General features: G+C 71.8%; 14 protein-coding genes. 6 read left to right on the plus strand and 8 right to left on the minus strand.

Annotated features, from left to right (window positions below; all coding sequences use genetic code 11):
- Positions 1–34: 34 nt before the first annotated feature.
- From cydC to AB0J87_RS11040, 4 genes are read right to left on the minus strand one after another with little or no spacing between them, the layout of a single operon-like run.
- Entirely contained in the window at positions 35–1,711 is a 1,677-nt protein-coding gene (cydC, locus tag AB0J87_RS11025; RefSeq protein ID WP_363964204.1) for a thiol reductant ABC exporter subunit CydC, read from the minus strand.
- Entirely contained in the window at positions 1,708–3,408 is a 1,701-nt protein-coding gene (gene cydD, locus AB0J87_RS11030) for a thiol reductant ABC exporter subunit CydD (protein ID WP_363964205.1), read from the minus strand. Before cydD ends, cydC begins: the two co-directional genes overlap by 4 nt.
- A gap of 16 nt (positions 3,409–3,424) precedes the next feature.
- On the minus strand, positions 3,425–4,189 hold the full coding sequence (locus AB0J87_RS11035) for a cytochrome d ubiquinol oxidase subunit II (protein WP_363964207.1): 765 nt from the start codon (positions 4,187–4,189) through the stop codon (positions 3,425–3,427).
- A 13-nt stretch (positions 4,190–4,202) separates the two neighbouring features.
- Complete coding sequence (locus tag AB0J87_RS11040) at positions 4,203–5,372, minus strand: cytochrome ubiquinol oxidase subunit I (RefSeq protein WP_363964209.1); 1,170 nt, start codon at positions 5,370–5,372, stop codon at positions 4,203–4,205.
- 156 nt (positions 5,373–5,528) lie between these two features.
- On the opposite strand from AB0J87_RS11040, the gene AB0J87_RS11045 reads away from it, so the two are divergent.
- Entirely contained in the window at positions 5,529–5,894 is a 366-nt protein-coding gene (locus tag AB0J87_RS11045; protein ID WP_350726786.1) for a helix-turn-helix transcriptional regulator, read from the plus strand.
- Here AB0J87_RS11045 and AB0J87_RS11050 read toward each other — a convergent pair.
- Positions 5,866–6,534, minus strand: coding sequence for a permease prefix domain 1-containing protein (locus AB0J87_RS11050; RefSeq protein ID WP_350726788.1), 669 nt, complete (start codon positions 6,532–6,534; stop codon positions 5,866–5,868). The genes AB0J87_RS11045 and AB0J87_RS11050 overlap by 29 nt on opposite strands.
- A 105-nt stretch (positions 6,535–6,639) precedes the next feature.
- On the opposite strand from AB0J87_RS11050, the gene AB0J87_RS11055 reads away from it, so the two are divergent.
- Genes AB0J87_RS11055 through AB0J87_RS11065 form a run of 3 tightly spaced genes read left to right on the plus strand, consistent with a single transcriptional unit; the run spans position 6,640 to position 7,767 of the window.
- Positions 6,640–6,993, plus strand: a complete 354-nt coding sequence (locus tag AB0J87_RS11055) for a VOC family protein (protein ID WP_363964212.1) — start codon at positions 6,640–6,642, stop codon at positions 6,991–6,993.
- Positions 6,990–7,322 (plus strand): metalloregulator ArsR/SmtB family transcription factor, encoded by a 333-nt coding sequence (locus tag AB0J87_RS11060; protein WP_350726792.1) that lies wholly within the window; start codon positions 6,990–6,992, stop codon positions 7,320–7,322. Before AB0J87_RS11055 ends, AB0J87_RS11060 begins: the two co-directional genes overlap by 4 nt.
- Entirely contained in the window at positions 7,312–7,767 is a 456-nt protein-coding gene (locus tag AB0J87_RS11065; protein ID WP_363964214.1) for an SRPBCC domain-containing protein, read from the plus strand. Before AB0J87_RS11060 ends, AB0J87_RS11065 begins: the two co-directional genes overlap by 11 nt.
- On the opposite strand, the gene AB0J87_RS11070 is transcribed toward AB0J87_RS11065, so the two are convergent.
- Positions 7,764–9,128, minus strand: coding sequence for a pentapeptide repeat-containing protein (locus tag AB0J87_RS11070; protein ID WP_363964216.1), 1,365 nt, complete (start codon positions 9,126–9,128; stop codon positions 7,764–7,766). The two genes, AB0J87_RS11065 and AB0J87_RS11070, sit on opposite strands and share 4 nt — an antisense overlap.
- A gap of 194 nt (positions 9,129–9,322) precedes the next feature.
- On the opposite strand from AB0J87_RS11070, the gene AB0J87_RS11075 reads away from it, so the two are divergent.
- Together AB0J87_RS11075 and AB0J87_RS11080 are read left to right on the plus strand one after the other, a co-directional pair.
- A complete protein-coding gene (locus AB0J87_RS11075) occupies positions 9,323–9,643 on the plus strand; it encodes a hypothetical protein (RefSeq protein ID WP_363964218.1) in 321 nt (106 codons plus the stop codon).
- A 361-nt stretch (positions 9,644–10,004) separates the two neighbouring features.
- A complete protein-coding gene (locus AB0J87_RS11080) occupies positions 10,005–10,370 on the plus strand; it encodes a thioredoxin family protein (RefSeq protein WP_192792540.1) in 366 nt (121 codons plus the stop codon).
- Positions 10,371–10,385: 15 nt separating this feature from the next.
- Here the strand turns inward: AB0J87_RS11080 and AB0J87_RS11085 are convergent, their stop codons facing one another.
- A complete protein-coding gene (locus tag AB0J87_RS11085; protein ID WP_363964220.1) occupies positions 10,386–11,153 on the minus strand; it encodes an SAM-dependent methyltransferase in 768 nt (255 codons plus the stop codon).
- A gap of 472 nt (positions 11,154–11,625) precedes the next feature.
- Positions 11,626–12,963, minus strand: coding sequence for a class II 3-deoxy-7-phosphoheptulonate synthase (locus tag AB0J87_RS11090; protein WP_363964222.1), 1,338 nt, complete (start codon positions 12,961–12,963; stop codon positions 11,626–11,628).
- Between the last annotated feature and the right edge of the window lie 15 nt (positions 12,964–12,978).

A 12,978-nucleotide genomic window follows, 5' to 3' on the forward strand; every position in this document is an offset into this window, starting at 1 on the left:
CCGCGCCAACTCAATCCCTCGTTCGTCAGGGGGTTCAGCGCCTGGTCAGGACCTCGGACTCCCACAGATCGCGGTAGTAGCCGGGCGCCGAGACGAGCTCGTCATGCCGTCCGCGCTGGATGACCCGGCCCTCTTCGAGCACCACGACCTCGTCCACGCTCTCCAGCCCCTTGAGCCGGTGCGTCACGAGGAGCGTGGTGCGGTCGCGGGTGACGTCGAGCAGGTCGCCCATCAGCCGGTCGGCCGTCTCCTCGTCGAGCGCCTCGGCGGGCTCGTCGAGCAGCAGCACCGGCGGGTCGTACAGCAAGGCTCTGGCCAGGGCCAGGCGCTGCAGCTGGCCGCCGGACACGGTCCTGCCGTCCTCGCCCAGCTCGGCGTCCCACCCGGTCCGCTCGACCCAGCCGTCGAGCCTGGCGTCGCGTACGGCCCGCTCCAGCTCCTCCTCGCCGGCCTCCGGGCCCGCGAGGCGCAGGTTGTCCTTCAGGCTGGCGCGGAAGATGTACGGGTCCTGGGTGAGGCCGGCCATGAGCGTCCGCACGTCGTCGCCCGCGAGGTCGCGGACGTCCACGCCGTTGACGCGGATGCTGCCCGACTCCGGCTCGACCAGGCGCATCAGGGCGGCCAGCAGCGTGCTCTTGCCCGCCCCGCTGGGGCCCACGATCGCCACCCGCCTGCCGGGCGTGAGCGTCAGCGACACGCCGTCCAGAGCGGCCCGCGCGGACCCGTGGCGGACCACCAGGTCGTCGATCTCGACGGTCAGCGGGGCCTCGGGCCGGGGCGCGGGGCTGGCGGGCTCCGCGACGGCCGGGGTGGCGGCGCGGACCTCGCGCAGGCGGCGCAGCGCCGCCGTGATCCCGGCCAGGCGCTCGCCCGCCGCCGCAAGCGGCAGCACCGGCTCGAACGCCACCAGGGAGGTCAGCGCGAGCACGGCCGTCGCGACCGAGCCGGCGCCCGCGCCCTGCGCGAGCAGGACGACGGCCGCCACCGTCAGGCCCTGCACGAGAGTGCCCCCGGCCAGGGCGGCGGCGTGGACGCGGGCCTGGCGGCGTTCGAGCGCGGCCAGGGACTCGTCGGCGGCCAGCGCCTTGGCCAGCGCCTCCTCGTCTGCGCCGTAGGCGGCCAGGTCGGCGGAGCCGTGCACCAGGTCGGCCACCCGGCCCGCCAGCGCCGCCCTGGCCGGGGCGATCCTGGCCGACCAGCGCCGGGCCGCGGCGGCCGTACCGGCGGGCAGCGCCACCCCCGCCAGCACGAGACCGGCCACCAGCACGAGCGCCGTCACCGGCAGGACGGCCAGCCCGATGACGACGGCCGCCAGCCCCGCCAGCGCCGCCGCCGCGGCGGGGAGCAGGCAGCGCACGAGCAGGTCCTGCACGGCCTCGGTGTCGTCGACCATGCGACTGAGCAGGTCCGCGCCGCCGTGCCGGGGCTGCTGGGGCGGGATGAGGGCCCGGTAGAGCTGCTCGCGGGTGCCCGCCTGGGCGCGGAGCGCGACGTCGTGTCCGGTGAGGCGTTCGGCGTAGCGGAAGACGCCCTTGCTCGTGGCGAACGCCCTGGTCGCCACGATGGCCACGCTCAGGGCGGCCAGGCCCGGCTGCTGCGCGGCCCTGGTGATCAGCCAGGCGGCGGCGGCGATGAGCCCGAGCCCCGCCAGGTCCGCCGCCGCGCCCGCCAGCACGGCCCAGAGGAGCCGCGTGCCCATGCGCCGGTTCACCGGCCGCTCCCTTCGCCCCGCCGCGCCGCGGGCTCGGCTTTTCGGTGCGCGCGAGTGGTGTCGGAGACGACGCGGCCCTCGTGCACCCGGATGACGCGGTCGGCCAGGTCGATCATGGCCGGGCGGTGCGCGACGATGACGGCCGTACGGCCCTGGGCCAGGTCCGAGGTGGCCGCCACCACGGCGGCCTCGCTGCGCCCGTCCAGGCGGGCCGTGGGCTCGTCGAGCAGCAGCACCGAGGCCGCGGGCCGGCAGAAGGCCCGCGCCAGCGCGATCCGCTGCCGCTGACCGGCGGACAGGTTGGCGCCGCGCTCGCCCACCACCGTGTCGAACCCCTGCGGCAGCGCGTCCACGAAGTCGGCGTGCGCGGCGGTCGCGGCGCTGCGGACCTCCTCCAGGGAGGCCGCGGGAGCCCCGAGCCGGATGTTGCCGGCCACGGAGGTGGCGAACAGGTGGGGCCGCTGCGCCACGAACGCCAGCCGCGCCCGCCAGCTCCCCAGGTCGAGCTCGCGAAGGTCGGTGCCGTCGACGAGCACCCGGCCCTCCGACGGCCGGACGAACCCGAGGACGAGATGGAGCAGGGTGCTCTTGCCGCCGCCGCTCTCGCCGACCAGCGCCACGCGTTCCCCCGGGCCGATCGTGAGCGTGACGTCCTCCAGGGCCGCGACGTCACGGCCGGGGTAGCGCACGGTCACGTTCTCCAGGCGGATCTCCGGCGCCCCCTGCCCGGCCGGATAAACCCGCCCATATGCGGGCTCGGGCTCGTCCGCGCCGTCCAGCACGGCGAAGGCCGCGTCGGCCGCCGCCACCCCCTCCATCGAGGCGTGGAAGCGCGTCCCCATCGCCCGCAGCGGCAGGTACGCCTCCGGCGCCAGCAGCAGCACCAGCAGCGCCGTCGTCAGATCCAGCGACCCCCCGAGCAGCCGCAGCCCGATCGGCACCGCCACCAGCGCCAGCGACAGCGATGCGCACAGCTCCAGCACCAGCGACGACAGGAACGCCACCCGCAACGTCCGCATCGTCGCGTTCCGGTGCGCGTCCGCGACCTGCTGGATGACGCCCGCCTGGTAGCGGGCCCGGCCGAAGGCCCGCAGGGTGGGCAGCCCGCGCACCACGTCGAGGAAGTGGCCGCCGAGCCGCGACAGAGCCAGGAACTGGCGCTCGGTGACGGCCTTGGTGGTCATGCCGACCAGGGCGCCGAAGACGGGGATCAGGGGCAGCGTGATCAGGACGATGAGCGCGCTCGCCAGGTCGGCGGCGAACAGCCGTACCAGCACTGCGAGCGGCACCACCCCGGCCACCGCGATCGACGGCAGGTAGCCGGTCAGGTACGCGTCGAGCCCGTCCAGGCCGCGCCCCGTGAGCGTGACCAGCTCGCCCGAGCGGTGCTGCGTGAGCCGCCCGGGGCCCAGGTCGCGCAGCCGGGCCAGCAGCCGGTGGCGCAGCGCCGACTTCACGCCGGTGGCGGTGCGCCCGGCGAAGACGCCCTGCGTCCAGGCCAGCAGCGCCCGCACGCCCACCACCGCCGCCAGCCCCGCCAGGGCGACGGCGGTGAACCTGCCGGACAGCACCCCGGCCAGCAACTCGGCCTGCACCAGCACGAGCAGCCCGGCCAGCACCGCCGCGACCATGGTCACGGCCAGGTGGCGGCGGACCGACCGCTCGGCCCGCATGAGCCGTAGGAGATCCTTGTGCACGAGCCCTCAGAAGCCCTCAGAAGAACGACGGAAGCGGGACGGCGTCCTTCCCTGGGCGGAAAGTGCGCCACACCCATACTTGCGCGCCCAGGACGATGGGTGCGAACGGCAGCACCATGACACTGAGCACATTCAACGTGGCCGCCGGCGCGCTGTTCGCCAGCAGGTACGGCATCGCGCCCACGAGCACGCCCACCGCCGGGACCGCCGCCACGATCCCCGACACCACCAGGGCCCGCCCCGACCTGGACGCCCCGAAGACCCCGGGCGCCCGCCACGCCAGGAACGTCCACCCGTGGAAGGCGAACAGCAGCGTCACGACCGCCCCCAGCATCACCCCCACCGGGTGCACCACCGGGCCAGCGAACCCCGTGGCCGCCGCGTGGATCGTCATGCCCCACCCGAACGACAGCCCCAGAGACCCGAACGCGATCATCGCGTCCCAGAACCCCCGCCACCTGAACCCGTCCAGCCTGCGCCGGAACCACAGCCCCGCGTCCCGCAGGATCCAGCTCAGCAGCATGGCCACCACCAGCGGGTACAGCTTGAACAGCACCTCGCCCTCGAGCAGCGGATAGACGCCGAACAGCGTCCCGGCGACGGCCACCAGCCACACTTCGTTGGCCAGCACGTACGGCGCCATCGCGGCCACCATGCGGTCGCGGCCCTCGCGGGTCCTGCCCAGCAGCGGCAGCAGCAGCCCCACCCCCAGGTCGAACCCCTCAAGGGCGAAATATCCGGCCAGCAGCACGGCGAAGAGAACGAACCAGATCACTTCCATGTCGGCACCTCACTCAGTAACTCAGCGCGGGGGAGCGGGTCTCACCGGCGGGGACGGCGCCCAGGGCCACGTCGCGCGGCCCGCGCCGGACGATCCTGGCGATGAGCACGTAGTCGACGACCGCCAGCAGCCCCAGCACGCCCGCGAACCCGACGAGCGAGGCCGTGACCATGCCCGAGGTCAGCCCGGGGGACATGGCGTCGGCCACGGTGAGCTTCTCCCAGATCATCCACGGCTGCCGGCCGACCTCCCTGGCCAGCCAGCCCATGATCGCCAGCACGAACGGCAGCGGCGTCATCAGCATGAGCAGCGGATGCGTCCACCGCCAGCGCGGCAGCACGGCGATCATCGGCAGCATCACGAACAGCACGACCAGCGCGAGCAACTGCCCGAACTCGATCATCAACCCGAGCGGGAGCGCCGCGCCCACGTTGTCGCTGAACTTCCCCTCCTGGACCCCGGCGAACTGCGCGTACCCGAACCCGGTCGTCACGAAGATCCCGAGCGCCGCCGCGACCACGCCGGTCCGCAGCGACCTGGTGAAGAACTCCACGTGCTCGGTACGGCGGCGCAACTGGTACGCGCTCGCCCCCACCAGCACCATGGCCCCCGTGAACAGCCCCGCCCCGATGACGTGCGGGAAGGAGAAGATCAGGCTCTTGTTCGTGAGCAGGGCGCCGAAGTCGACCAGCTCCAGGCGGTCGCCGCGGGCGACGGAGCCGACCGGGTTCTGCAGGAACGAGTTGGCGAGCATGATGTAGAAGGCGCTCGCGTACGCGGTCAGCGTCACGAGCCAGATGCAGGCCAGATGCGCCCATTTCGGCAGCCGTCCCCAGCCGAAGATCCACAGGCCCAGGAACGTGGACTCCAGGAAGAAGGCCACCAGGGTCTCCATGGCCAGCGGCGCGCCGAACACGTCACCGGCGTAGTGGGACAGGCCGCTCCAGGAGAGGCCGAACTGGAACTCCATCACCAGCCCGGTCACGATGCCCAGCGCGTAGTTGACGACGTAGATCTGACCCCAGAAGCGGGTCATGGCCTCGTGGAGCGGTTTGCCCGAGATCGCCCAGCGCATGTTCATGATCGCCACCAGTGGCGCCAGGCCCAGGGTGAGCACGACGAACAGGAAGTGGAGGCTTCCCGTCACGGCGAACTGTGTCCGGGCCAGTTCGAGTACATCCATCGCGAACTCCGTTGTTGTGTCTGCCTACATATAGAGAGCCTACATGTAGACTGCCTACATGAGCGCACACGTCCGCACTTCGGCTGATGTCCCCCGGACGGAGGGGCGGGGCGCGGAGCATGCCGGGTCGCCCGTGCGGTGTCTAGGATCGGAATCATGAATCCGGACGCGCTGCGCGGGCACATGGACGCGCTCCTGCTCTCCGTGCTGGAGCGGGAGCCGCTGCACGGCTACGCCATCATCGAGGCGCTGCTGGAGCGCAGCGGCGGCGCGCTGAACGTGCCGACGGGCACCGTCTACCCGGCCCTGCGCAGGCTGGAGCGCATCGGCTACCTGTCCAGCGAGTGGGCCACGGTGGGCGGGCGCAAGCGCCGTACCTACCGGCTGACGGATTCGGGCAGGAAGCAGCTCGAAGGGGAGCGCTCGGCGTGGCAGGAGTTCGCCAGCGTGATCGGCGGCGTGCTCCGCGCGGACGCCGTGGAGGCCGGGGAGGTCAGCGGCGCGCGAAGGGCGGCCGGCTGATGCGCAGGCAGCGCGTCGCGCCGTAGATCTGCAGGCCCCAGCAGGCGGACGTCACCGCGTTGGCCAGCATGGAGGGCAGGACGTCCAGATGGCTCGCCCCGTTCGAGCCCAGGGTCAGCAGCATGCCCAGCGCCACGGTGACGGGCAGCATGCCCCAGACGAGCACGCCCAGCGACCTGGTCACCAGCCGCGGCCGGCGGATCCACCGGGCGCCCCGGCTCAGCGCGAACAGCGCGAGCCCGCCGTAGAGCCCGACGCAGAGCTGCAGGACGTCGAGCAGGCGCGAGACGGGCCGGTACCAGGCGGGCGCGAGGCGCCAGGCCTGGTCGTCGCCGGGATAGATGCGCCAGATCACCGACCACATCAGCGCGGTGATCGGCACGCTGATGAACAGCAGGAAGCCCAGCCGGCGCCCCGCCACGGCGGTCAGCTCGGACTGGTAGCCGGGGGCGACCTCCGCGACCTCCCCGAACTCCGCCACCGCGACCCGCTCGGCCTCCGCCCGTGCGAGCCCCTCGGCCTCCAGCGCGTCGGCGGTGTCGGTCAGGCTGTCGCGCGCCTCGACGACCAGATCGCGCTTCGCCCCCTGCGGGCCGGCCAGGGCGCTGTCGAGCTCCGCCACGTAGTCGTCGATACGCATGGCCCCCAGTCTACGGAGGACGATCTCGGTCTCCCATCGGGGAATTCCCCGATATTTCCGGGGCCGGGTTGATGTGTAGGAAAATTCCTACGTATAGTGTCCCACATGCCGATATCTCAGATCCTCACCATCACCGTGCCCGTCGCCGACCAGGAGCGGGCGCTGGCCTTCTACACCGGCGTCCTCGACTTCGAGGTGCGCACCGACAACCCGTTCCCGATGGGCCGCTGGCTCACCGTCGCCCCCAAGGGGTCCGGGACCGCGCTGCTGCTGGCCTCCTGGTTCCCCGGCATGGCCCCGATCGGCGGCCTGGTGGTGGCCGCGCCCGACCTCGACGTCCTGGCCGCGCGGCTGCGCGAGCACGGCGTCTCGTTCGAGGGGCCGAGCGACGAGCCGTGGGGGCGTCAGCTGCTGTTCCAGGACCCGTTCGGCAACGGGTTCGTGGTCAGCCAGGCATGACGGCCGACCACGTGTTCACCGCCCTGGCCAGCCCGGCCAGGCGGGAGCTGCTGCGCCTGCTGCTCGACGAGGGAGCCCAGCCCGCCGGCCGGCTGGCCGAGCGGTTCGACATGAGCAGGCCCAGTGTGTCGGAGCACCTCAAGGTGCTCAGGGACGCCGGGCTGGTGGCCGAGAGCCGCAAGGGGCGGGAGCGGCACTACCGGCTGGAGGCGGCACCGCTCATGGAGATCCGCGACTGGCTCACCCCGTACGAACGGTTCTGGCGGGAGAAGCTGGCCGACCTCACGACCCTGCTGGACGAGATGGAGGACGACGACCATGCCCCGTGACACGGCGGCCGAGGACCTGCGCGCGATCAGGATCGACCAGTTCATCGCGCATCCCCCGAGGAAGGTGTGGCGGGCGCTCACCGAGCCCGAGCTGGTCGCCCGCTGGCTCATGCCCAACGACTTCAGGCCCGAGGTGGGGCACCGGTTCACGTTCACCACGGAGCCCAAGCCGCAGGTGGGCTTCGACGGGATCGTCTACTGCGAGGTGCTGGAGCTGGAGCCGGAGAAGCTGCTCAAGATCAGCTGGAGCGACCACAAGCGGGCCGACTGGACGGTCACCTGGCGGCTGGAGCCCGAGGGCAAGGGCACCCGGCTGTTCCTCGACCATGAGGGCTTCGACCCGGGCGACGAGTTGCAGCAGCTCTCCCGCCGCATCATGGGCGGCGGCTGGCGCTCGCGCCACTTCCGCGCGATCGCCGCCGTCGTGGAGGAGCTGGACGCCTAAGGGTTCAGGGCCGGGCTCGGCGGCTCCGCCCGGCGTTCGGCGTGCGAGGTGGACGTCCACATGACGGCGGCCGTGGTGATCGCCAGCAGCAGCGCGAACCAGCCCGCCGCCCGCCCCATGCGCATGCCGTACCCGCACAGGAGCCAGGAGACGGACAGCCACCAGCGATGACCGGCCTGGCGCCGCATCTCCATGGCCGCGAACGCGAAGTCGGCCGAGGTGGCGCGGTCGCTGGGCTGCAGCCCGGCGTAGAGGTCGGCCAGCCGGTCGGGTGTGGCGCCGGGGTCGCCCGCCGCCTCCCAGCCGCGCATGGTGTGCTCGTCGGCCAGCGCGCGCCGGCGGGAGAACCAGCGCAGCATCGGCCAGCGCAGGCTCACCCGCAGGCCGCGCGGCGTCAGCGCGAACGTGCAGTCCTTGACCCGCACCGCCGACGGATGGGCCAGCCCGGCGAACCTGCACGCCGACAGGTCCAGCCCGTACAGTGCCAGGTCGCTCGCGTTCACCTGCCGCAGCGAGGTCAGCACGGACCTGCCCCGGCCGGTCACGGTGGCGGGGCCGCGCAGCACCGCGCCCTCCAGGTCGGCCTGGGAGTCGGTCAGCCGCAGCGTCGTCGCGCCCGCCACCTCGACGCCGCGCAGGTCGACGCCGCACCGGGACACCGCCACGTCCAGGAGCCCGTCGGCGCGGGCCCTGGCCGCCGACAGCCTGCCGGTGGCCGAGAGGTACGCGTCGGCGGCGAAGTGCGCGGCCTCGAACCCGGCGTGCCCGCTGACCTTGCGGAAGGACAGGGTACGGCCGAAGCGCGCCCCTCTGAAGGCGGCCCCGTCGCCCAGCCTGGCCCCGTCGAAGGTGGCGTACCCGTCGAACCTGGCCCGCTCGCACGACAGCCCGTGGCCGAAGACGGCCTGGCTGAACAGCGCGTCGCGGGACATCACGGCCCGGTCGAGGGAGACGTGCCCGCGCACGGTGACGCCGTGGAAGGACAGCTCGCGGGTGAACCTGGCGCCGGCCAGCGACACGTTGCCCTCGAAGCGGGCGCCGAAGAACGAGGCCAGCCGCTCGAACCTGGCGCCGTCGAGCGACACGTCGCCCGTGAACGTCACGCCGGACAGCCTTACGTCGCCGGTGAACCTGACCCGGTCGAGCCGGGCCCTGCCGGGCCTGCCGCCGGCGGCTTCGAGCACCCGGGACAGCAGTTCGGCGCTGACGGTGGTGCCGCGCAGGTCGAGCAGGCGGCCGGGGGAGATCTCGTCGAGGGCCTGGGGGAGTTCGTCGGGTGCGAGGTGTGCGAGGCAGAAGCCGGTCGTCCGGCTGGCGATTCCGGTGCAGGCAGCGGAATGCGCGCAGGTGACCCAGTCCATGAAGAGGTCATACCCGCCGGAGACGGTGTCAAGGTTCGATGTTTTAATGTTCTATCCGCTTTTAGGTGGAAATATGCGTTCTAAATAGGCTCTAAAGTGCCGGGCATGCGCGCTTTATCCAGAGCCTCCCTTGTTGCCCTGATTGTGGTGGCTCTCTCCCGCCTCGCCCGCCGTGGCGGCTCCCGCATCCCCTTGTGACACCCCTGCCACCCACCGGATCGCGCAGGTGCCGGGCAGCGGGGAGGCGACCCCGCTGCCCGGCCAGACCGTGCAGGTCGAGGGCGTCGTCACCGGCGACTTCCAGCGGACCGACCAGCTCAGCGGCTTCTTCCCGCAGGACCCGCGGCCGGCTCATCGACGACGGCTCCACCAGGGAGAACCCGGCCACCCTCTCCGACGAGCCGCGCATCCGCGACTACAACACGGAGTACAACCCGCCAGGCCTCTACCGGCCGGACGCGTTCCGCTCCTCCGACCACGACCCGCTGGTCATCGGCCTGACCCTGCCGGGGTGATGAATGTCACAACGCCCGCCCGCCCAGGTCTCGCGCGGGGCAGCGTAAATAGGATGGATCTTCCGAACCCCCTGGGAGAGGGTGAGCGTGCATTGGCGCACGTTGGTCGACCCCGGACGCGCGCCGCGCGTCGGGACCTACGACGGTGGCGATCACTCGGGCACGCGCGAGGTGGTGCGGCTGATCAGGGAGCCGGCCCCGCGGGAGGTCGTCTTCGACGGCACCCGATGCATGACGTCAGGCGCGCGGTCCTGCCCCGACCCCGGCCTTCTGCGGCCGTCCGCATGGACACTGGAATGCCGGTGAGAGGGTAGGGGTTCATAACCATGGACAGTTTTCAGCGAGGGACGAGGAGCCACTTGTGGCGACCATCGAAGTAACAGAGCAGAACTTCAACGACATCGCCGACAAGGGGATCGTGCTGCTCGACTTCTGGGCGGAGTGGTGCCCGCCGTGCAAGAAGTTCGGTCCGATCTTCGAGCAGGCCTCGGGCCTGCACGAGGACATCACGTTCGGCAAGATCGACACCGACGCCGAGCAGGGGCTCGCCCAGGGCTTCGACATCACCTCGATCCCGACGCTCATGGCCATCCGCGACGGCATCGTGGTCTTCGCCCAGGCCGGCGCCATCCCGGCGCCCGCACTGGAGGACCTGATCAGGCAGGTGCGGGCGCTCGACATGGACGCCATCAGGGCCGAGCTCGCCGAGGAGATGAAGCAGAACTGACCCTTCCCAGGGGTCTCAGGGCTTGCGGGCGACCCCGACGTACCCGAATGTGATCCCGTTGCCGGGCGCGTCCGGGTCGTCGGGCCTCCAGCCGTTCGGGTACGTCAGCCCGGGTTCCTCCAGCTCGTACCCCTCGAAGAAGCGCATGATCTCCTCACTCGTCCGCAGGCTCAGCGCGGCCGTGGCCCGCCGGTAGATCTCGATGGCCTGCGGGGTGGTGTCCGGCGTGGTGTCGATGGCATGGCTGATCACCAGCCGGCTCCCGGGCGCGCTCGCCGCCCGCAGCTTGGCCACCATGTCGTACGCGACGTAGTCCGGGATGAAGTGCAGGATCGCCAGCATCAGGAACGCCACCGGCCGATCGAAGTCGATCACGTCGCCCAGCTTGTGCAGCAGCGTGTCGGTCTCGCGTACGTCCGCCTGCAGGAAGTGCACGTCCTCTGTCCTGGCCAGCAGTGCCCTGCCGTGCACGCAGACCACGGGGTCGTTGTCCACGTAGATGACCCGCGCCTCGGGGGCGATCTCGTGCGTGTTCCCCTGGGTCGGCAGGCCCGCGCCGAGGTCGACGATCTGCCGCACCCCCGAATCGACCAGGTGCCGCACGGCGCGGCGCAGGAACGCCCTGTTCGCGCGGGCGCCCTCCTTGGTGTTGGGGAACGTCTGCAGGATCTGCTCGGCGGCTGCCCGGTCGGCCGCGAAGTTGTCCTTGCCGTCGAGGAAGTAGTCGTACATCCGCGCGACGTTGGGGACGTTAGGGTCCACCCCCTCCGGGGCACTGTCCACGATTTCTCCTGAAATATCGCCCTATTTGCGGGCGATCATAGCGGCGGTTTACCCGGTTTCCCCGGAATTTGGTTCTACTCGCGGTACCAGTGAGACGTACATCACGTATCACCATCACCCCCCGCCCCACACCCCTCGCACCCCGTGACACAGCCCTCCGGCGGGCCCCCTGAGACCCACCCGACACCGCACCCCCGACCGCGCCGCCGCGGGTGAGCCGCCGCCATCGGACGGGCGTCGTCGCGGGAGAGGCCCCCGCATTTCACCCGACCGCCGCCGCGCTGCCGGCCGTGCGCTGGACCCTCTGGCGCCGCGGCCGCTCGCGCAGGGGCGGCACGTCGAAGTGAGGCGGGCGGCAAAGGCGGGCGTCGAAGTGGGGCGGGCGCAAAAGGCGGGCGTCGAAGTGGGGCGGGCAGCAGAAAGGGGACGCGGGCCTGGAAGGCGGGCGCGTCCCCTTGAATGCGCGGTGAGGTCAGCCGCGGTAGAGCTCGGCGACGCGGAAGGCGAGGTCGAGGGACTGGCTGCGGTTGAGCCGCGGGTCGCAGGCCGTCTCGTAGCGGGTCGCGAGGTCGTCCTCGGCGATCTCGTGCCCGCCGCCCACGCACTCCGTCACGTCGTCACCGGTGAACTCGATGTGGATCCCGCCGGGATGCGTGCCCAGCGACCGGTGCACCTCGAAGAAGCCCGCCACCTCGTCCAGCACGTCGTCGAGCCGGCGGGTCTTGTGCCCGCTGGGCGCCTCGAAGGTGTTGCCGTGCATCGGGTCGCAGATCCACGCGACCCGCGCCCCCGTGGCCGTGACCTCCTTGACCAGGGCCGGCAGATGCTCGCGGATCTTGGAGGCGCCCATGCGGGTGATGAACGTGAGCCGCCCCGCCTCGTTGCCCGGGTTGAGCTTCTCGATGAGGCCCAGGGCCTCGTCGGGCGACGTGGTGGGCCCGAGCTTGACGCCGATCGGGTTGCGGATGCGGGCGAAGAAGTCGACGTGCGCCCCGTCGAGCTGGCGGGTGCGCTCGCCGATCCAGACCATGTGCGCCGACACGTCGTACGGCAGCCCCGTACGCGAGTCGATGCGCGTGAGCGCGCGGTCGTAGTCGAGGATGAGCGCCTCGTGCGAGGAGTAGAACTCCACGGTGTGGAACTCCTCGGGATCGGCCCCGCAGGCACGCATGAACGCGAGCGCCTGGTCGATCTCCCTGGCCAGCTGCTCGTAGCGGCGCCCGGCGGGCGACTCGGCCACGAAGTCCTGGTTCCACGCGTGCACCTGGCGCAGGTCGGCGTAGCCGCCCTTGGTGAACGCGCGGGCGAGGTTGAGGGTCACGGCCGAGGAGTGGTACGCCTTGAGCAGCCGCCACGGATCGGGCCGGCGAGACTCGGCGGTGAAGTCGAACCCGTTGACCATGTCGCCCCGGTAGGCGGGCAGCTCGATCCCGTCACGGGTCTCGCTGCCCTTGGAACGCGGCTTGGCGAACTGGCCCGCGACCCGGCCGATCTTCACGACCGGCACCTTGCCCGCGTACGTCAGCACGATCGCCATCTGCAGCAGCGTCTTGAGCTTGTTGCGCACGTTGTCGGCGGTCGCGCCGGAGAAGGTCTCCGCGCAGTCGCCGCCCTGCAGGACGAAGGCCTCGCCCCGGGCGACTGCGGCCAGCTGCTCCTTGAGCTGGTCGCACTCGCCGGCGAAGACCAGTGGGGGCAGGCCGCCGAGCTCGGCGACGACCTTGTCGAGCTCGCCGCGGTCGGGCCAGTCAGGTTGCTGCGCCGCGGAGAGGGCTCGCCAGGAATCGAGATCCACGAGATTGCTGCTCACGAGATACGAGGGTAA

This window comes from Nonomuraea sp. NPDC049625, from assembly GCF_040675285.1.
In the GTDB taxonomy this organism is placed as follows: domain Bacteria; phylum Actinomycetota; class Actinomycetes; order Streptosporangiales; family Streptosporangiaceae; genus Nonomuraea; species Nonomuraea angiospora_A.